Consider the following 18,542-nt stretch of genomic DNA (forward strand, 5'->3'; position numbering starts at 1 on the left):
ATGGCCGAGCCGCTGATCCTCGCCTTTTCGTGTGCCGACCGTCCGGGCATCGTCGCCCGGGTGACGGGCTATCTCGCGCAGATGGGCGCCAACATCACCGAGGCGCAGCAGTTCGACGATCTCGAGCAGGGCCGCTTCTTCATGCGCGTGGCCTTCGATCCGGGCGCCACGGACCGCGAGGACATCCGCGAGGGTTTCGGTCCGATCGCGCACGAATACGGCATGGCCTGGTCGATGCAGCGCCGCGACCGGCCGCGCCGCGTCCTGCTGCTGGTCAGCAAGTTCGACCATTGCCTGGCGGACCTGCTCTATCGCCACCGCATCGGCGAGATCGCGATGGAGATCGTCGGCGTCGTCTCCAACCACCCGCGCGAGGCGATCAACACGCTGATGCTGGGGGACATTCCCTTCCACCACCTGCCGATGGCCAAGGGCGAAAAGGCCGCGCAGGAAGCGCAGATCCGCGCCATCGTCGACGAGACGCGGGCGGAACTGGTGGTGCTGGCGCGCTACATGCAGATCCTCTCGGACGAGATGGCGGCATTCCTGTCGGGGCGCTGCATCAACATCCACCACTCGTTCCTGCCGGGTTTCAAGGGCGCCAAGCCCTACCATCAGGCCCACGCGCGCGGGGTGAAGATGATCGGCGCGACCGCGCACTATGTGACAGCCGACCTCGACGAAGGGCCGATCATCCATCAGGACGTGGAGCCGGTGACGCACTCCGACACGCCCGAGGACATGGTCCGCAAGGGCCGCGACATCGAACGCCGCGTGCTGGCCGAGGCGGTGCGGCTGCATCTGGAGGACCGGGTGCTGCTGAACGGAGCGCGGACGGTGGTGTTCCGGAGCTGAGGCCCACCCCGTCCGGCTAGTTCGCTTCGCTCTCAAGCCTCCCGGCCCTCCCGCGAGCGGGAGGGCGAAGAACGATGCTCTCATTCCCCTCCCGCTTGCGGGAGGGGGCAGGGGTGGGTACTCCTTGTCCAACAAAGGGAGAGTACCATGCAGGTCAGCGGCATCGATCACGTCAACATCCTGACCGACGACCTCGAAGGCACCGCCACGTTCTACGAACGCGTACTGGGCCTGATCCGCAGCGAAAACCCCTCGATCCGCGCGGGCACGGCGGGCTACTGGATGCGCGACGCAGGGGGGCTGCCGATCATTCACCTCGTCGATCGCACCACCGCTCCGGGGCGCTACGACGATTACCTGCCGGGCGAATCAACCAACGGCTTCCATCACGTCGCCTTGCGCTGCAGCGGCTTCGAGGCGACCCGCGCGAAGCTGGACGAACTGGGCCTCGATTATCGGTTCAACGACCTGACGCACATCGGCCTCAGGCAACTGTTCCTTGCCGATCCCAATGCCGTGAACCTGGAACTCAACTTCAACGGCGATTGAGGTCGCGCGAAGCTCTGCTAGGCTGCCGGGAAAGCAGCGAAAGGCCAGCCCATGTGTGACGACTTTACCGCCGACGACTTCACCCGCATCGACCGCCGCGCGTTCTCGGTGCTGGGCGCGGGCCTTGCGATGGCGGGCTGCGGCGCGGTCGCGGCCGAGAGCGGCGGCGAACTGACAGAGCGCATGGTCTCGATCACCACGGCGGACGGGGTGTGCGATGCGTTCTTCGTCCATCCGGGGAAAGGCAAGCATCCCGGCATCGTCATGTGGCCCGACATCGCGGGCCTGCGCGATGCCAAGAAGATCATGGCCCGCAGCCTTGCCGCGCAGGGCTTCGCGGTGCTGGTGGTGAACCCTTATTATCGTTCGGGCCCGGCGCCGGTGATGAAGAGTTTCGCCGAGTACCGCACGCCCGAAGGTCAGGCGAAAGTCGGCCCGATGCGTGCGATGCTCACGCCCGACGCGGTGAGGCGCGATGCGACGGCCTATGTCGCGTTCCTCGACGGGCAGGACGCGGTGGACACCAAGCGCGGGATCGGCAGCAACGGTTACTGCATGGGCGGGCCATTCACCGTGCGCACGGCGGCGGCGGTGCCAGCGCGGGTGAAGGCGGCGGTGTCGCTTCACGGCGCGGGGCTGGTGACCGAGGCGCCGGACAGTCCGCACCGGGTTCTGGGCAAGACGAAGGCGAGCTACATCTTCGCCATCGCCCGCAATGACGACGCCAAGCAGCCCGAGGTGAAGACCGAACTGCGCAAGGCTGCGGATGCGGCGAAGCGCCCGGCCGAAGTGGAAGTCTACGCCGCCGACCACGGCTGGTGCGTGCCGGATTCGCCTGCCTACGATCCGGGCGAGGCGGACCGGGCGTGGAAGGCGATGGTGGCGGTTTTCGCGAAGTTGTAATGTTCCACGTCGTCCCGGATCAGGTCCGGGACGACGGACCGCCTCAATCCCCGCCCCAGCGCCATTTCCAGCCGCCGTGCGTGTGGCGCGCGGCGATCACCATGAACACGCCCGTCACCAGCAGCACGCCGACAAACGACGCGGTCCGGGCGCCCAGCGTGCCGCCGGTCCCCGGCAGCGCGATCCCGACGATAATGGCGAGGTAGGCCGCCAGCAGCGCCCACCCCTGCCACGCGATCGGCAGCCCCGCGCCGTAGCCGTAGCGCTTGGGGGCGAACCACGGATCATTCTCGAACAGCTTGTGCAGCATGATCAGTCTCCATCCTTCGGCGGACGTCCGCGCCTTGCCGGTTCGCCCGCCTCGACCTTGACGCCGCGCCGGGCGAGGGCCTCGCGCAGCAGCACTTCGACTTCGGCGTTCACCGAGCGCAAGTCCGCCGCCGCCGTCCGCTCCAGCGCTGCGTAGAGCGCCGGATCGAGACGGAGCGCGAACGCCTTCTTGCCGGGAGACGCCATCGGAACGTTACGAGTAGAGCGTGCCGGTATTGACGACGGGCTGGGTATCCCGCTCGCCGCAGAGCACGACCATCAGGTTCGAGACCATCGCCGCGCGGCGCTCGTCGTCGAGTTCGACCACGTTCTTTTCCGAGAGCTGCGCCAGCGCCATCTCGACCATCGACACCGCGCCCTCCACCAGCTTGCGCCGCGCGCCGATGACGGCCTCGGCCTGCTGGCGGCGCAGCATGGCCCCGGCGATCTCTGGCGCGTAGGCGAGGTGAGTGAGGCCGCACTCGTCCACCGTGATGCCCGCCACCTGCAGGCGGGCGATCAGTTCGGTGCGCAGTTCGGCATTCACCTGCTCGTGGCTGCCACGCAGGGTGATCTCGGCATCCTCGACGTCGTCATAGGCGTAGCGCGATCCGATCGAGCGCACGGCGGCCTCGATCTGGACGTTCACGAAGGCCTTGTAGTCGTCCACGTCGTAAAGCGCCTGCGCGGTGTCGGCGACGCGCCAGACGACGTTGGTGGCGATCTCGATCGGGTTGCCGCGAAGGTCGTTCACCTTGAGCTTTTCCGAGACGACGTTGTTGGCGCGGGCCGAGATTTTCGTCTTGCCCATCCACGGCCAGACCCAGCGCAGGCCGGGGGTGCGATCGGTGCCCTTGTAGCTGCCGAACAGGGTGACGGCAGCGGCCTGGTTGGGCTGGATCATGTAGAAGCCGCTCAGGATCAGAACGTTCATGATCACCGCCGGGAGGATGAAGGCGAGGAAGCCCAGCACCGTGCCCGGTCCCGGATCGCCGCTGGCCAGCGTGACGACGCAGAACACGATCGCCACGAGCAGCGCCAGGAATACTATGAGCATCAGGTAGCCGCTGCGGGTCGAGGCGATGCTCTCCCGGCTGGCGTTGATGGGCAGATGCGAATCGGACATCGGTGGCACCCCTCTAAAAGTGATATCACATTAATATCGGATTTTGAGGCAGAAGCAATCCTCCCTGTCGCGCAGCGATGGGGAGGGGGACCGCCGCCGCAGGCGGTGGTGGAGGGGGAGAGCTCAGGCAATTCCCCCTCCGTCAGCGCTTCGCGCTGCCACCTCCCCGAGCAAGCTCGGGGAGGAATGGGTTGAACTCGGAGCGATTCGGTCGTATTAGAGCCTTTGCGGGCCGGGCCCCTCTGGCGCGGCGTGATCGGGAACTTCCCTCACGCCTCGTGATGTCGGACCGCATCGGGTGATACCGGTGCAGGTTCAGCATTGTTTTCTTACGCAACCCCAGCGCCGCTCATCCGATCGAACTTCAACCCGTTCGATAGGGATACGATAATGACCGAACGCATGTTCCGCCTGCTAGAGCTGCACCAGAAGCTCGACGCCGCGATCCGCCGCATGAAGACAGGCCGCCACAAGGACCCGCTGGAGGTCGCCCGGCTGATGAAACGGAAAACCAGGCTCAGGGACAGGATGGCGCGGCTGCTGCCGCCCGCGCGCGCACTCGCCAGCCTGTAACCCGCGCGCCGGCGCGCTTTCCTCCCCCGATCCTGCGCGCCGGCGCCTCCGTTTCCCCCGGACACGGTTCATGCTCCCACACCTCGTCATTACGAGCGTAGCGAAGCAATCCAGGGCAGTTCCAGACCACCATGGATTGCTTCGCTACGCTCGCAATGACGACGGGAGAGGGAACGGGTTCGCCATTTGGATTTGAAATCATGGAATTTCTCTTCGCCGACTGGCTGGGCACGCCTGCCTGGTTCTGGCTTTCGTTCGCGGCCGTCGTGCTGCTGCTCACCGCCTTCGACCTCGGCGTCCTGCACAAGGACGACAAGGAGATGGGCATCGCCGAATCGCTTAAACTGTCGGTGTTCTACATCGGCATCGCCATGATCTTCGGCGCGTGGATCTGGTGGGCCAAGGGTTCCGCGCCGGCGATCGACTATTACACGGGCTACTTCATCGAGAAGGCGCTCTCGATCGACAACGTCTTCGTCATATCGATGATCTTCGGTTACTTCGCGGTCGCGCCCAAGTACCAGTATCGCGCGCTGCTGTGGGGCATCCTTGCCGTCATCGTGCTGCGAGGGGCTATGATCGCGGGCGGCGCGGCGCTGGTCGCCCATGCCCACTGGGTCATGTACCTGTTCGCCGCCTTCCTGATCTTCACCGGGATCAAGATGCTGTTCACCAGCGACCATGACCCGGACATCGGCAACAACGCCGCGATCCGCTGGATCTCGCGCCACATGCGCGTGACCAAGCAGCACCATGCCGAGCACTTCTTCGTGAAGGAGCCCAACGCGAAGGGCCACCTCGTCTGGGCGGCGACACCGCTGTTCCTGGCGCTGGTGGTGATCAACCTGGCCGACCTGGTCTTCGCGATCGATTCGGTGCCGGCGATCTTCTCGATCACGACCGACACCTTCATCGTCTACACCTCGAACATCATGGCGATCCTGGGCCTGCGCGCGCTCTACTTCGCGCTGGCGGCGATGGTGCATCGTTTCCACTACCTGAAGTATGCGCTGGCGCTGGTGCTGGTGTTCATCGGCGGCAAGATCCTGATCGCCGACTTTGCGCTGGGCGGCGCCAAGTTCCCGCCGCTCGCGAGCCTCGGCATCACGCTGGCGCTGATCGCGGGTGGGGTGGGCTGGTCGCTCTGGAAGACAAGAGGGGAAGAGACGGCGCAGTTGCCGAATTGATCCTGCTTTGTTGACGATCCGGGCGGCGCGCCAATAAGCAGGTGCGCCGCCCGCGCCATGCCGCTAGGACGCGGGCCATGAGCACTGCTCCCGCCCTGTCCGTCCCCGAAGTCCGACCCGGCCATGACTGGACCGCGCGCCATCTCCTCGCGCTGCTGGCCGCCAACGTCGCGCTGGCGCTGGGGGCATGGCTGGTGCGGCTTGCCGATACCGGGCCGGTCGCCGCCGGGTTCTGGCGCCTGACCCTCGCGCTGCCGGTGCTCGTGCTGCTCGCCGGACGTGAGCCTGCGGTGCAGCGCAGGATGTCGCCGGGGGTGATCGCGCTGGTCATGGCGGCGGGGGTGTTCTTTGCCCTGGACCTCGCCGCCTGGCATTTCGGCATCGTGCGGACAAAGGTGGGCAATGCCTCGCTGTTCGGCAATTCGGGCAGTCTGATCGTGATGGTCTGGGGTCTTGCCACCGCCCGGCGCGCGCCGCGCGTGCTGGAAGTCAGCGCCATCCTCGCCGCGCTGGCGGGAGCGGGCCTGCTGATGGGCGGATCGCTGGAGATCAGCCGCACGAACCTCGTCGGAGACCTGTTCTGCCTGCTCGGCGGAGCCTTCTACGCGGTCTATCTCATCATGCTGAACGGCGTGCGGCAGGGTAGAGGGCAATATTCTCTGCTCGCCGTCTCGACCGCCGCGAGCGTGCCGGTGATGCTGCTCGCCGCTGTGCTGCTGGGCGAAGTCATCATGCCGCGCGACTGGACGCCGCTGGTCGCGCTCGCGCTGTCGAGCCAGCTGATCGGGCAGGGTTTCCTGATCTACTCGCTGCGCCATTTCACACCGCTGGTGATCGGCCTCGCGCTGATGGCACAGCCGGCGCTGGCGGCCACGGTCGGCTGGCTCGCCTTCGGAGAGACGCTGGGCACGATCGACGTGGTCGGCATGGTGCTGCTCGCCGTGGCGCTGGCGATGGCGCGCGCCGCAGACAAGCCCGCGAAGGACTGATCGCATGACCCGCCTGATCCTGCTCAACAAGCCGTTCGACGTGCTGCCGCAGTTCACCGACCTCAAGTCTCCCAGCCCGCGCGCGACGCTGTCGGACTTCGTGAAGGTGCCCGGTGTCTACCCCGCCGGGCGGCTCGACCGCGACAGCGAGGGGTTGCTGCTGCTGACCGACGACGGCCGCCTGCAGGCGCGTATCTCGAACCCGCGCTACAAGACGCCCAAGACCTATCTCGTGCAAGTCGAGGGAGAGCCGGACGAGGCCGCGATCCAAGCGCTGTGCAAGGGTGTCACGCTGAACGATGGCCCGACGCTGCCCGCTGATGCCCGCCGCATCGACACGCCCGACCTGTGGCCGCGGAATCCGCCGGTGCGTTTCCGCAAGACGGTGCCGGACTGCTGGATCGAACTGACCTTGCGCGAAGGCCGTAACCGGCAGGTCCGCCGCATGACCGCCGCCGTCGGCCACCCGACCTTGCGCCTCGTGCGCTGGAGCATCGGCGACTGGACCCTCGACGGCATCGCGCCGGGCGAGTGGCGCGAAGTGGCGGTCTGAGTCGCGCGCTCCTACATCGATGGTGAGGAGACGTGTCCATGTCCGATAACAGAATCGTCGTTTGTCCCCGCTGCACGACGTCTAACCGGGTGCCGGTCGAACGGCTGGGCGCCGGCGGCACATGCGGCAAGTGCAGGGCGGCCCTCTTCGCCGGGGCGCCGGTCACCCTGACCACAGCGAATTTCGATGCTCATGCGGGGCGCAGCGACCTGCCGCTGCTGGTCGATTTCTGGGCCGCGTGGTGCGGTCCCTGCCGCCAGATGGCTCCGGCCTTCGCGGCGGCGGCGGCGCAGCTGGAGCCCGAGATGCGCCTCGGCAAGCTCGACACCGAGGCGGAAGGGGCGATCGCCGGGCGCTACGGCATCCAGTCCATCCCCACCCTCGTTCTGATCCACAAGGGCCGGGAGATCGCGCGCAAGTCCGGTGCGATGCCGCCCGGCGCGATCGTCGCCTGGGCACGGGCCGCGGCGGCTGGGTAAGTCGCCGGATGGACGGGGTTTAACTTCCCGTGTTATATGCGGTGCCCAAAGTCACGGGCGATGGAGTTCGCGTTCGACCCTGCCAAGGACGAGGCCAATCTGGTCAAGCACGGCTTGCGGCTGGCGTTCGGGATGCGGATTTTCGAGGATACGCGGCATGAGGTCTTACCTTCGTTTCGCTTGGTCGATGGCGAAGATCGCTACAAGGCGGTGGGATTGGTGGACGGTAAGTTGTTCACGGTCGTGTACGTCTTGAGAGACGATCGGGTCAGGCTGATATCTGTTCGACGGAGCAATGCTGGTGAACAAAGAGACTACGATCGCAATTCCGGCTGACCCCAACGATCCCGAGGATTTTGACGTCAGCGTGGCCGGGCTGGAACGCGCCCATATCGGACGGCGGTTTCGCATTCTGCGGCATCGCCTCGGCTTGGACCAGGCGCAGTTCTCGGCCGCCTATGGCATTCCGCTCGCCAATTTGCGCCAGTACGAATTGGCTCGCCACATGCCGCCACCCGCCGTGCGCGCCTATCTCACGGTCATCGAGGCCGAACCGGAGATGGTACGCAAGGTCATGGCGGAGGCAGCCGTAGTGCCTGCCTAGACTACGACTGCCTTTGATGACGGCGAGAACGTCGACCCAAACTTGTCTCGTTTCAGTGCGGCAATGACGGGAAGGCGCCGTAGCCCGGCACCTCCCCGTGGTTCATCACGCAGGCGGTGGGGACGGCGACGGCCAGCACGATCCCGCCCCAGACCGCCCACTTGAACCAGCCGGGCGGTTTTCTCCTCGCCCTCATGCCGACTTCACGTCCGGTACGGCGGCGATGCGGCTGGCGCTGGCGCCGATCAGTTCGAGCATCTGCCGTGCGATCTCCCGCTCGCCCAGCACCACCTTGTCGCAGCCGTGCTCCACGAGATGCGCGAACTGCGCGTCCGAGTGGGCGCGGGCGATCACCGAGAGGTCGGGGCGCAGCTTGCGGGCGGCCTCGCAGATCGCGCCCGCCTCGAAGCCTTCGGGGATGGCGATGAGCATGCGGTTGGCGCGCTCGATGCCGGCTTCCCTCAGGACATCGGGCTCCACCGCGTTGCCGGTGACGACCTCGAAGCCCTCGGCGCGGGCCTCGCGGGCGAGATCGCTCTGCGCTTCGATCAGCAGCACGGCGGTCGGGGTGGCGCGCAGGCCGTGCGCCACCAGCTTGCCGACGCGGCCGTAGCCGACGAGGATGACGTGCTCCTCGCGCTTTTTCTCGTGCTCGATCTCCGCCTGTTCCGCCTGCTCCTCCATCTGCTTCTTGACGGAGCCGGTACTGCCGACCGCGAAGTTGAAGATGAAGGGGTTGAGGAAGATCGAGATGATCGCGCCCGCCAGGATGAGGTCGCGTCCCGCCTCGGGCAGGAGCCCCAGCCCGGCGCCCAGCCCGGCGAGGATGAACGAGAACTCGCCGATCTGCGCAAGGCTGGCGGAGATCGTCAGCGCCTTGTCGTTCTCGTAGCCGAAGGCGCGCACGATCAGCCAGGCGGCCAGCGACTTGCCGACCACGATCGTCAGCACCGTGACCAGCAGCGGAATCGGCTGCTCGGTCACCACCGAGGGGTCGAACAGCATGCCCACCGAGACGAAGAACAGCACCGCGAAAGCGTCGCGCAAGGGCAGCGTTTCCTCGGCGGCGCGGCGGGACAGCTGGGTTTCGCCCAGGATCATGCCTGCGAAGAAGGCACCCAGCGCGAAGCTGACGTCGAAGGCATAGGCCGCCCCGAACGCCACGCCGAGAGCCACCGCAAGGACGGCAAGGCGGAACAGCTCGCGCGATCCGGTGTGGACCACCCAGTGCAGCGCCCAGGGCAGCACGCGGCGCCCGACGATCAGCATCAGCGCCACGAAGCCCGCGACTTTCAGCAACGTCGTCGAGATCACCCATGGCAGGCTTGCCGCGCCGTCGCCTCCCGAGAGGCCCGAGGCCAGCGCAGGCAGCAGCACCAGCGCGAGGACCATGACGAGATCCTCGACGATCAGCCAGCCGACGGCGATGCGGCCGCGCTCGGTCTCGACGAGGTTGCGGCTCTGCAGCGCGCGCAGCAGGACCACGGTACTTGCCACCGAGAGCGCGAGGCCGAAGACGAAGCCGGCGGCAAGGTCCCAGCCCATCATGTAGCCGATGCCGATGCCCAGCAGGGTGGCGACGGCGATCTGCACCAGTGCGCCGGGGATGGCGATGTTCTTCACCGCCAGCAGGTCTCGCAGCGAGAAATGCAGGCCGACGCCGAACATGAGGAGGATCACGCCGATCTCGGCGAGTTCCTGTGCGAGCCCGGCATCGGCGACGAAGCCAGGCGTGAAGGGGCCGACCATGACGCCGGCGAGAAGGTAGCCTGCGATGGGGGAAACCCGCAGGCGGTGGGCGAGCGCCCCCATGAAGAAGGCGATCACCAGACCGGCGACGATGGTGCCGATCAGGGGAGTGTGATGAGGCATTGGATGTCCCGTGCTTCGCTGCCGGGACGCGCTGGAATGCGCCGCTCCGGCCTTGCTGAAACTGTCGGATCGGCATTGCGATCCGGCGGCGTGTCAGGCGAAGGGCGGGGCTCTGGGTTGCGACAGCGCGCAGCGCCAGCCGGGCGGGCCGGAGGCTGCGGCCGGGGCAGGGCAGGCGCGGGCGTCCCGTGCTTTCCGGTCCTGGGAGGAGGCGGCGAGCAACATCCCCCTGCCGAGCGGGTCACGCTGGGGGGCGAGCTTGCGCACGGCAGCCACACGCAGGGAGTGGCCGGTCGATACCTCGACCGTGGAAGGGCTGAATGCCGAGCCGGAGGCGCGGGCCTCGATCGGGATCAGCGCGTGCGCGAAGACGGCGGCCAGCAGCAGCAGGCACCAGACCTTCAGTTTCCTCAGGATGAGGACGTCACGCAAGTTTCAGGGCTCCCCGGTTCGTTCCCATACAACATAGGAAGCGCGAAGAGGTTTCGCCAGTCGTCGTCCCGGACCTGATCCGGGACCGGTGGCTTGTCTTTAGAGTGATGCCTTACCTTGAATCGTCATTGCGAGCGCAGCGAAGCAATCCAGGGCGGTGTAAGACCGCTCTGGATTGCTTCGCTGCGCTCGCAATGACGAAGGGTTGGGTCATCGCGCTTCAGGCGGGATGACGTTTCCTCAACGCGCGCCCAGGTCGCCCTTGCCGATCGTCCCGCTGGCCATCTCCAGCATGCGGTCGAGGCTCTTCTTCGCCGCCAGACGCAGCGGTTCCTCGATCTCCACGCGCGGGGACAGGTCGCGCAGCGCGATGTACAGCTTCTCGAGGTTGTTGAGCGCCATGTAGGGGCAGATGTTGCAGTTGCAGTTGCCGTCCGCACCGGGCGCGCCGATGAAGGTCTTGTTCGGGATCGAGAGCTGCATCTGGTGGATGATGTGCGGCTCGGTCGCCACGATCAGCGTGTCGCCGGGCATGGTCTTCGCATACTGCAGGATGCCGCTGGTCGAGCCGACGTAATCCGCATGATCGACGATGTGCGGCGGGCATTCGGGGTGCGCGGCGATCGGCGCATTGGGATGCTCGGCGCGCAGTTTCAGCAGTTCGGTCTCGCTGAACGCCTCGTGCACGATGCACACGCCCGGCCACAGCAGCATCTCGCGGTTGAACTTGCGCGCGAGGTAGCCGCCGAGGTGACGGTCGGGGCCGAAGATGATCTTCTGGTCCAGCGGGATCTGCTGCAGGATCGTCTCGGCGCTGGAGCTGGTGACGATGACGTCGGACAGCGCCTTAACCTCGGTCGAGCAGTTGATGTAGGTTAGCGCGATGTGATCGGGGTGCGCCTCGCGGAACGCCTTGAACTTCTCCGGCGGGCAGGAATCTTCCAGGCTGCAGCCGGCGTTGACATCGGGCAGCACGACGATCTTGTTCGGGGAGAGGATCTTGGCGGTGTCGGCCATGAACTTCACGCCGCAAAAGGCGATGACGTCAGCATCGGTTTCCGCCGCCTTGCGGCTCAGTTCAAGGCTGTCGCCCACGAAGTCGGCAAGGTCCTGAAGCTCGGGCTTCTGGTAGTAATGGGCGAGGATGACCGCATTGCGCTCCTTGCGCAGGCGCTCGATCTCGGCGCGCACGTCGATGCCTGAGAGGTCGGCGGGCATTACGGTCATGGTCGTTCCTGTACATCCTCGCCCGAACCTTGCTGCGGGCGGGGTCTATCTAGGGACGCTGGCCCAAGGACCCAAGCGGAATTTTCGCAGATCGCGGCCGTCGTCTTCCTCCCTGTTCCGCAGGAATGGGGAGGTGGCAGCCTGCAGGGCTGACGGAGGGGGCTCCCCCTCCACCACCCGCTATGCGGGCGGTCCCCCTCCCCATCGCTGCGCGACAGGGAGGACAGCAGGACATCTATCCCGCGAATTGCGCCGCGAACGCGACCCACGGCGGCGTGATCGCCAGCAGTTCGACAAGGACATGCGCCAGCACCACCGCCAGCGCGACGGTCATGGTGGCAGGATGTATGCGGCCTATCGTGCGCCGGTCGTGCCGCACGATCAGCGCGACCATGCCAAGCTGGATCGCCATCGACAGCCACTCGCCCCAGGGCATGATGAAAGGCATCGGCAGGACCCGGCCGAGCGCAGGGTCCATGATGAGGATGGTGGAGCCCAGGATCAGCCGCTTGTGCCAGTCCGCACGGCCACGCAGCGCAACGGCGCCGCCGACCATCATCACGAAGATCAGCATCGAGACATGGATCAGCGCAAGGAAATAGGCCGGCGGGAAGAACGGAGGGAACATGCCGGTGCGAAGCCCGGCGAAGCAGGTCAGGCTGGTCAGCACGGCGATGGTGGGCAGCATGACTGCACTCGCCCAGCCAAGCCGTCGGTGCAGTTCCAGCCCACTGCCGTTGCCCAGCAGCGCCTGCGTCGTCACGAGGGCGAGCCAGCCGAGCATGACCACGCCATGGACATGAAAGATTACCGGCACTTGCGTAACGGGCACGAAGCCGCGCAGACCGAATTGTGCAAAGGCGAAGACGATGAACAGGCTGAGCCCGATCGTCATCTTCGCCCAGAACGAGACGCGCGAAACCTGCGCTGCGGCTGCGGTTGCCATGAATTACCCTCCACCTTTCGATGGCGGTGGATAATACCGTGTGAAGTGTTATTGCGACAATACTTGTCGATGAACGCCTAATTCGCGGCGATCAGCGTCCATTCGTCTTCGCGGCGCGTTGTAATGCCGCGTTTTTCCAGATCGAGGAGGTGGGCCAGGACCGAACGCCCGGCGGCGGGCCAGAGCCTTTCGTCAACGCCCTTGTACATCAGCGGAACCATCGCGGCGATGGTGGTCACGCCCGATTCGATCTGGCGCAGGATCTGCCGCTCGCGCTGGCGGCGGTGGCCGATCATCCCGCGCACGAGCTGGCGCGGCTTTGTCACTTCCGGGCCGTGGGCGGGGTAGTAGACCACGTCCTGTTCGCGCTCGTAGAGGCGGGCGAGGCTTTCCATGTAGGCGGTCATGTCGCCGTCGGGCGGGGAGACGACGCTGGTGGACCAGCCCATGACATGATCGCCGGTGAACAGCGCGCCGGTTTCCTCCAGCGCGAAGCACAAGTGGTTGGAAGTGTGCCCCGGCGTCGTGACCGCGCGCAGGGTCCAGCCTTTGCCCGTAACCACCTCGCCGTCGGCGAGCACGCGGTCGGGCGCGTAGTTCGCATCGAACGAGGCATCCGCGCGCGGGCCGTCGTCGCTCAGCACCAGCGGCGCGCAGCCGACGATCGGCGCGCCGGTCAGCGCGGCGAGGGGGGCAGCGGCGGGCGAGTGGTCGCGGTGGGTATGAGTGCAGCAGATCGCCACCACCTTGTCCCCGCCGATCGCCGCCATCAGCGCGCCCAGATGCTCGGCCTCGTCCGGGCCGGGATCGATGACGGCCACTTCGCCATCGGTGCCTACCAGATACGTCTGGGTGCCGGTGAAAGTGAAGGGCGACGGGTTGCGCGCCAGCACCCGGCGGACCAGCGGGCCGATGGTTTCGGCCACCGTGTAGGGCCGGTCGATCTCTGCAGCAGCGTTCATGGGCGCGATATGGGGTGGATGAAGCGCCGTGTCGACCTTGAGGGCGGTTATGGCACCGTTGAGTGCCGTCAGGTGCCGGTCGCGACCTCGCCCTCGATCCGTTCTCGAAGCTGCTCAATCGCGCCGAAAGCCGCAGGTGTGGTCAGCCGCCAGAACTGGTCGAGGCGAAGGAGGCGGTCGTAGAACACCCGCGTCGCCTCGACCAGCCGGGCGGTTGCGGGCTCCAGCAACAGCGCATGCGCGGGGTCCGACTGGCGCATCGCCGGCGACAGGCGGCCTTGGCGACGTAGCTGCAAGTCACTGATCTCGCCGATGAAATAGGCGCGGTGATTGAGCACCCAGGCGATCGCATGCATCATCCGCGTGGTGGTGCGCAGCCCTTCGCTGGAGAGGGCGACACGGCCGGGATCTCCGTCGATCCGCCCGGACAACGTGAACGCCGCGCGCACCTCGTCGGACAGGACGAGCGCCTCGCAGTAGAGCGCCTCGACGATGCGCGGATTGATGGTAGCCGGTTTCGACATGGCCCTTCGTATTTCCTACCGGCGAATCGGCGGCAAGCGGGGGCGAATCGATAATCCCGCGCAAATATCGCGCTGTCCCTGAACGGCACGGCGGCAGGGTGAACGAAAGTTAATCCTGATCGTTTGGAAACGGCGTGAATCCTCCCTGTCGCGCAGCGATGGGGAGGGGGACCGCCGCGAAGCGGTGGTGGAGGGGAAGAAAACCCCTCCGTCAGTCGCTGCGCGACTGCCACCTCCCCATTCCTAAGGAACAGGGAGGATTGAGCCATCATGCGATGATGTCGGGGATCAGGTAGTCCTCGATCTGCGCGATCTGGTCCTTGAGGCGCAGCTTGCGCTTCTTGAGTCGCGCGATCTGCAGCATGTCGCCGCCGCCACCCGCGTTCATCAAAGCATCGATCGCCGCGTCGAGGTCGCGATGTTCGACTTTCAGGATTTCGAGGCGCTTGCGCATTTCCTCTTCGGTCACGCCGGAATTCCTTAAAGTTTCAAGCCTGTGCACGGGCGGGACCGAATCCTGCCGAACGCATGATTCACGCAACTCACCGATATGAAGCAAGTGGGGTCTTCGCAAGGTCCTCCGATTGTGGTTCCTTGGTTTTTGCGCCGGCCCACCAGTGTCGAGTCGCCCGATCAGGTCGCTCGTCATGGCTCTTACGAGAGCACCGTTCGCAGTTTGCCTTAAGGCAAGGGTCCGGCCCCTATAAGGAGGAACGTCCAATGGATAATTCGCACGTCAGCGCTCTGCAGCTCAAGCATGCCGGTATCGAACGGCAGATCCACGAGGAATTGAGCCGCCCGATCCCTGATGCCGCGGTCGTCCAGTCTCTCAAGAAGCGCAAGCTTCGCATCAAGGAGGAGATCGGGCGGTTCTGATCGCCGATCTTCAGTCTTGTAGAGGGTCCTGAGCGCGGAGAATTCCACCGGACAACCGGGTAATTCCCGATATCACCCGCATAAGCTGAATCGACGGCATCCGCTGCGTTCCCAAAGCCATGACTTTGCGTTACGCCAGAAGAATGACCAGCGGAGCCGTCGAAGCAGCCCGAACCATTCTCACGAGCCTTCACGAGGTGATGGCCTCGCGCAGCAATGCGCAGACCAAGCTCAACAACGTGGTGGAAGTGATAGGCGAGTGCCTCGATAGCGAGGTCTGCTCGATCTATCTGCTGCGTGAGGGAATGCTCGAACTCTTCGCCACGCGCGGTCTTGCGCAGGAGGCGGTCCACGTCACCCGCATGGCGGTGGGCGAAGGTCTGGTGGGCTCCATCGCCGACCGGATCGAGACGCTGAACCTCGCCGAAGCCGCCGCGCATCCCGACTTCATGTATCGCCCGGAAACGGGCGAGGACAAGTTCCACTCCTTCGCCGGCGTCCCCATCGTCCGCCGCGAACGCGCGGTCGGCGCGCTCTGCGTCCAGCACGTCGAGCCGCGCCGCTACGAAGAGGTCGAGATCGAGGCGCTGCAGACGGTGGCGATGGTTCTGTCCGAACTCATCGTCAATGCCGACCTCATCGACGAGGAAGATGCGCGCGCGCTCACTGCCGCCCAGACCGGGCCGGAGCAGATGCGCGGCCTGACGCTGGTGAAGGGCCTCGCATCGGGCGTCGCCGTCTACCACCAGCCGCGTGTCACCATCGAGCACATCGTTGCCGAGGATACCGAGGCCGAGCGCCAGCGCGTCATCCTCGCCTTCGACCGCATGCGCGAACAGATCGACCGGATGGCCAATCAGGCCGAGTTCGGCATGGGCGGCGAGCATGACGAGGTGCTCGAGACCTACCGCATGTTCGCCTACGACGAAGGCTGGACGCGCCGCATCAACGAGGCGATCGACAGTGGCCTGACGGCGGAAGCGGCGATCGAGCGCGTGCAGCAGCGCACCCGCATGCGCATGCGCCAGATCGACGACCCGCTCCTGGCGGACCGCATGCACGACCTCGAGGACCTGGCGAACCGCCTGCTGCGGATCGTCTCGGGCCAGATCGGTACGGCGGCTTCGATGGGGCTGCGAAACGATGCGATCCTGATCGCGCGCAACCTTGGTCCGGCGGAACTGCTGGAATACGACAAGCGGCGGCTCAAGGGCGTGATCCTCGAGGAAGGCTCGCTCACCAGCCACGTCGTCATCGTCGCGCGGGCGATGGGCATCCCGGTGCTCGGCCGCGTGCGGGGCCTGCGCGGCATCGTGCGCGAAGGCGATCCGCTGCTGCTCGACGCCGATCAGGGCACGACGATGGTGCGCCCGTCGCCCGGCGTGGTCGAGGCGTTCGAGGCGCGTTTTGCGAAGAACCGCGAACGTCAGGCCGTCTATGCGGGCATGCGCGACGTGGCTGCGACCACGCTCGACGGCACCCGCATCAAGGTGATGATCAACGCGGGGCTGCGTGACGACGTCGCCAACCTCAATCTGACCGGCGCGGACGGCATCGGCCTGTTCCGCACCGAGTTCCAGTTCCTTGTCTCCGCCACGCTCCCCCAGCGCGAGAAGCAGACGCGCCTCTACCGCGACGTCATGGATGCCGCCGGCGATCGCCCGGTCGTGTTCCGCACGGTCGACATCGGCGGCGACAAGACGCTCCCCTACTTGCGCCACGACGACGGCGAGGGCGAGGAGAACCCCGCGATGGGCTGGCGCGCGCTGCGCGTGGCGCTGGAGCGCGACGCGCTGCTCAAGGCGCAGGCCCGCGCGCTGCTGGAAGCGGCGGCGGGGCGGCCGCTCAACGTCATGTTCCCGATGGTCGCAGAACCCTGGGAATTCGACGCCGCCAAGGCCGTGTTCGACGGTCAACTCGCCTATCTGCGCCGCCAGAAGAAGGTGCTGCCCGAGGCCATCCGCTACGGCGTGATGCTGGAAGTGCCCTCGCTGGCCGAACAGCTGGACCTGCTGGCGCCGAAGATCGCGTTCCTGTCGATCGGCACGAACGACCTCACGCAGTTCCTCTTCGCGGCCGACCGCTCGAACCCCAAGCTGGCCGAGCGCTACGACTGGCTGAGCCCGGCGATCCTGCGCTTCCTGCGCCGTGTCGTGCGCACGCTGGAGGGCACGTCGGTCGATATCAGCGTCTGCGGCGAAATGGGCGGGCGGCGGCTTGAGGCGCTGGCTCTGCTGGGCCTCGGCGTCCGGCGCCTGTCGATCACCCCGGCGGCGGTTGGCCCGATCAAGGAGCTTGTCGGCAAGGTCGATCTGCCCGCTATCACGGCGGCCATGGAGGGCTGGCTTGCGGCACCTCCGGCCGATTTACGCGCTGTGATGACCGCGTGGGCGGCGGAGCGGGACATTGCGATCGACTGATCTGAAGCCCTGCTTTGGCCTCGGCCGGGGCGGGATGATGATTTTGCCCTATAATTTTGACCGGAACAGGTAGGGCCTGATTGACATTATCCGGTCAGACGGTTTGGTTAGGCGCCGATCAGGTCGCATTTACCACGCCGAACGGAGCGGAATTGGAAAACGTCGAAACCCAGGGTCTTGCGCGTGGACCGCAGAGCGTCGGAAGTCAGCTTCGTGCGGGCCGTGAAGCGCTGGGCAAGAGCCGCGCGGACATCGCGTCGCAGACCAAGATCGCCGAACGCCACCTGATCGCGCTGGAGGAGGACCGTCTCGGCGATCTGGCCGCACGTACTTATGCGGTGGGTTTCGCACGTACTTACGCACGCGCCATCGGACTCGACGAGCGGATGATCGCTGCCAAAGTGCGCGAACAGCTCGATCACGATGCAGGTGAGCGCGTCGAATATGCACCGAGTTTCGAGCCGGGCGACCCTGCGCGTGTTCCGACGCGGGGCCTCGCATGGGCGGCGGCGATAGGTATCGTTGTCGTGATCGGCGCACTCCTGCTGTTCTGGAGCAATTTCCTCTCCCCGGAAGGCCAGCTTCCCGACCTGGTCGCGGAGCAGGCCGCGGTCCCGGCTGCGCCCAAGGCCGCGCCACCCGCTGTGCCGCCCCCGGTTCCCGCCGCCGGTCCGGTTGTGCTGACCGCGACAGGAGACAGGGTCTGGGTCAAGGTGACGGATGCCAAGGGCGACCAGGTGTTGCAGAAGGAACTCGCGAAGGGTGAGAATTGGGCTGTGCCGGCTGGCGTTACCGGGCTGCAGTTGCGCACCGGGCGCCCCGATGCCTTGCAGATCACCGTTGGCGGAAAGGCGATCCCGCCGCTTTCGGCCGAGCCGCGCCTCGTTTCCGGCGTCTCGCTGGCGCCTGCCGACCTTCTCGCTCGGGGCGCCGGTTCGGCGGTTCCGGGCGCGGGCGTCTCGCCCGCTGCTGGCCCTGCTGCGGCGACTTCCCCGGCTCCGGTCGCGACGCGCGCGCCTGCACTAGTGCCCACCCGCCGCCCGGTTGCGCGTCCTGCGGCTAATGCCGCCCAGCGCGAACCCGCCGAAGTGCCGACACCGGAATCGCTGCTACCTCCGACTGCGCAGTAAAACGTCTAAGGTAGTAAGCGCCTGGA

24 protein-coding genes are annotated in these 18,542 nt (G+C 66.3%); 13 read left to right on the forward strand and 11 right to left on the reverse strand.

Features of this window, described 5'->3' with window-relative positions:
- The 3 genes from purU (at window position 1) to QRN25_RS20480 (ending at window position 2,307) form a co-directional block, all read left to right on the forward strand.
- A complete protein-coding gene (gene purU / locus QRN25_RS20470) occupies window positions 1–855 on the forward strand; it encodes a formyltetrahydrofolate deformylase (RefSeq protein WP_271182025.1) in 855 nt (284 codons plus the stop codon).
- Between the two features lie 147 nt (window positions 856–1,002).
- A complete protein-coding gene (locus QRN25_RS20475) occupies window positions 1,003–1,404 on the forward strand; it encodes a VOC family protein (RefSeq protein WP_285021116.1) in 402 nt (133 codons plus the stop codon).
- 51 nt (window positions 1,405–1,455) lie between these two features.
- Window positions 1,456–2,307, forward strand: a complete 852-nt coding sequence (locus tag QRN25_RS20480; protein ID WP_285021118.1) for a dienelactone hydrolase family protein — start codon at window positions 1,456–1,458, stop codon at window positions 2,305–2,307.
- Between the two features lie 43 nt (window positions 2,308–2,350).
- On the opposite strand, the gene QRN25_RS20485 is transcribed toward QRN25_RS20480, so the two are convergent.
- Genes QRN25_RS20485 through QRN25_RS20495 form a run of 3 tightly spaced genes read right to left on the reverse strand, consistent with a single transcriptional unit; the run spans window position 2,351 to window position 3,742 of the window.
- A complete protein-coding gene (locus QRN25_RS20485) occupies window positions 2,351–2,617 on the reverse strand; it encodes a hypothetical protein (RefSeq protein WP_285021120.1) in 267 nt (88 codons plus the stop codon).
- Window positions 2,618–2,619: 2 nt separating this feature from the next.
- Window positions 2,620–2,823, reverse strand: coding sequence for a type II toxin-antitoxin system antitoxin (locus QRN25_RS20490; RefSeq protein WP_008832625.1), 204 nt, complete (start codon window positions 2,821–2,823; stop codon window positions 2,620–2,622).
- Window positions 2,824–2,830: 7 nt separating this feature from the next.
- A complete protein-coding gene (locus QRN25_RS20495; protein ID WP_271182023.1) occupies window positions 2,831–3,742 on the reverse strand; it encodes an SPFH domain-containing protein in 912 nt (303 codons plus the stop codon).
- Between the two features lie 390 nt (window positions 3,743–4,132).
- Here QRN25_RS20495 and QRN25_RS20500 point away from each other — a divergent pair, with 390 nt between their 5' ends.
- From QRN25_RS20500 to QRN25_RS20530, 7 genes are all read left to right on the forward strand, one after another.
- Complete coding sequence (locus QRN25_RS20500; RefSeq protein WP_008833220.1) at window positions 4,133–4,315, forward strand: HP1242/YdcH family protein; 183 nt, start codon at window positions 4,133–4,135, stop codon at window positions 4,313–4,315.
- Window positions 4,316–4,515: 200 nt separating this feature from the next.
- Window positions 4,516–5,502, forward strand: a complete 987-nt coding sequence (locus QRN25_RS20505) for a TerC family protein (RefSeq protein ID WP_036528042.1) — start codon at window positions 4,516–4,518, stop codon at window positions 5,500–5,502.
- A 77-nt stretch (window positions 5,503–5,579) separates the two neighbouring features.
- Window positions 5,580–6,491 (forward strand): DMT family transporter, encoded by a 912-nt coding sequence (locus QRN25_RS20510; RefSeq protein ID WP_036528044.1) that lies wholly within the window; start codon window positions 5,580–5,582, stop codon window positions 6,489–6,491.
- Between the two features lie 4 nt (window positions 6,492–6,495).
- Window positions 6,496–7,044, forward strand: a complete 549-nt coding sequence (locus QRN25_RS20515) for a pseudouridine synthase (RefSeq protein ID WP_285021122.1) — start codon at window positions 6,496–6,498, stop codon at window positions 7,042–7,044.
- 38 nt (window positions 7,045–7,082) lie between these two features.
- On the forward strand, window positions 7,083–7,523 hold the full coding sequence (trxC, locus tag QRN25_RS20520) for a thioredoxin TrxC (RefSeq protein ID WP_036528048.1): 441 nt from the start codon (window positions 7,083–7,085) through the stop codon (window positions 7,521–7,523).
- A 60-nt stretch (window positions 7,524–7,583) separates the two neighbouring features.
- On the forward strand, window positions 7,584–7,859 hold the full coding sequence (locus tag QRN25_RS20525; protein ID WP_008833584.1) for a BrnT family toxin: 276 nt from the start codon (window positions 7,584–7,586) through the stop codon (window positions 7,857–7,859).
- Window positions 7,825–8,127 (forward strand): helix-turn-helix domain-containing protein, encoded by a 303-nt coding sequence (locus QRN25_RS20530; RefSeq protein ID WP_285021125.1) that lies wholly within the window; start codon window positions 7,825–7,827, stop codon window positions 8,125–8,127. Before QRN25_RS20525 ends, QRN25_RS20530 begins: the two co-directional genes overlap by 35 nt.
- Window positions 8,128–8,179: 52 nt before the next feature.
- On the opposite strand, the gene QRN25_RS20535 is transcribed toward QRN25_RS20530, so the two are convergent.
- The 8 genes from QRN25_RS20535 to QRN25_RS20570 form a co-directional block, all read right to left on the reverse strand.
- A complete protein-coding gene (locus QRN25_RS20535; protein ID WP_155986379.1) occupies window positions 8,180–8,323 on the reverse strand; it encodes a hypothetical protein in 144 nt (47 codons plus the stop codon).
- Window positions 8,320–9,999, reverse strand: coding sequence for a YbaL family putative K(+) efflux transporter (gene ybaL, locus QRN25_RS20540; RefSeq protein WP_008833586.1), 1,680 nt, complete (start codon window positions 9,997–9,999; stop codon window positions 8,320–8,322). Before ybaL ends, QRN25_RS20535 begins: the two co-directional genes overlap by 4 nt.
- A 93-nt stretch (window positions 10,000–10,092) precedes the next feature.
- Complete coding sequence (locus QRN25_RS20545) at window positions 10,093–10,431, reverse strand: hypothetical protein (protein ID WP_008833587.1); 339 nt, start codon at window positions 10,429–10,431, stop codon at window positions 10,093–10,095.
- A 240-nt stretch (window positions 10,432–10,671) separates the two neighbouring features.
- Window positions 10,672–11,658: a quinolinate synthase NadA gene (gene nadA / locus QRN25_RS20550; protein WP_285021127.1), complete on the reverse strand. Its 987-nt coding sequence runs from the start codon at window positions 11,656–11,658 to the stop codon at window positions 10,672–10,674.
- 235 nt (window positions 11,659–11,893) lie between these two features.
- Entirely contained in the window at window positions 11,894–12,604 is a 711-nt protein-coding gene (locus tag QRN25_RS20555) for a hypothetical protein (RefSeq protein ID WP_285021129.1), read from the reverse strand.
- Window positions 12,605–12,681: 77 nt separating this feature from the next.
- The gene (locus tag QRN25_RS20560) at window positions 12,682–13,566 is read right to left on the reverse strand and encodes an MBL fold metallo-hydrolase (RefSeq protein WP_285021131.1); all 885 of its coding nucleotides are present in this window, start codon (window positions 13,564–13,566) and stop codon (window positions 12,682–12,684) included.
- Window positions 13,567–13,634: 68 nt separating this feature from the next.
- Window positions 13,635–14,090, reverse strand: coding sequence for a DUF1465 family protein (locus tag QRN25_RS20565; RefSeq protein WP_285021132.1), 456 nt, complete (start codon window positions 14,088–14,090; stop codon window positions 13,635–13,637).
- Between the two features lie 268 nt (window positions 14,091–14,358).
- Window positions 14,359–14,559: a YdcH family protein gene (locus tag QRN25_RS20570; RefSeq protein WP_008833013.1), complete on the reverse strand. Its 201-nt coding sequence runs from the start codon at window positions 14,557–14,559 to the stop codon at window positions 14,359–14,361.
- A 251-nt stretch (window positions 14,560–14,810) separates the two neighbouring features.
- Here QRN25_RS20570 and QRN25_RS20575 point away from each other — a divergent pair, with 251 nt between their 5' ends.
- The 3 genes from QRN25_RS20575 to QRN25_RS20585 all read left to right on the forward strand — a co-directional run bounded on the left by QRN25_RS20575 (window position 14,811) and on the right by QRN25_RS20585 (window position 18,516).
- On the forward strand, window positions 14,811–14,966 hold the full coding sequence (locus QRN25_RS20575) for a YdcH family protein (RefSeq protein WP_008833012.1): 156 nt from the start codon (window positions 14,811–14,813) through the stop codon (window positions 14,964–14,966).
- A gap of 143 nt (window positions 14,967–15,109) precedes the next feature.
- Entirely contained in the window at window positions 15,110–17,386 is a 2,277-nt protein-coding gene (gene ptsP / locus QRN25_RS20580; protein ID WP_271182016.1) for a phosphoenolpyruvate--protein phosphotransferase, read from the forward strand.
- A 152-nt stretch (window positions 17,387–17,538) separates the two neighbouring features.
- Window positions 17,539–18,516, forward strand: a complete 978-nt coding sequence (locus QRN25_RS20585) for a helix-turn-helix domain-containing protein (RefSeq protein WP_285021134.1) — start codon at window positions 17,539–17,541, stop codon at window positions 18,514–18,516.
- The last annotated feature ends 26 nt before the right edge of the window (window positions 18,517–18,542 follow it).

Origin of the sequence: Novosphingobium sp. fls2-241-R2A-195, from assembly GCF_030209485.1 — a bacterium.
Classification (GTDB): Bacteria; Pseudomonadota; Alphaproteobacteria; order Sphingomonadales; family Sphingomonadaceae; genus Novosphingobium; species Novosphingobium resinovorum.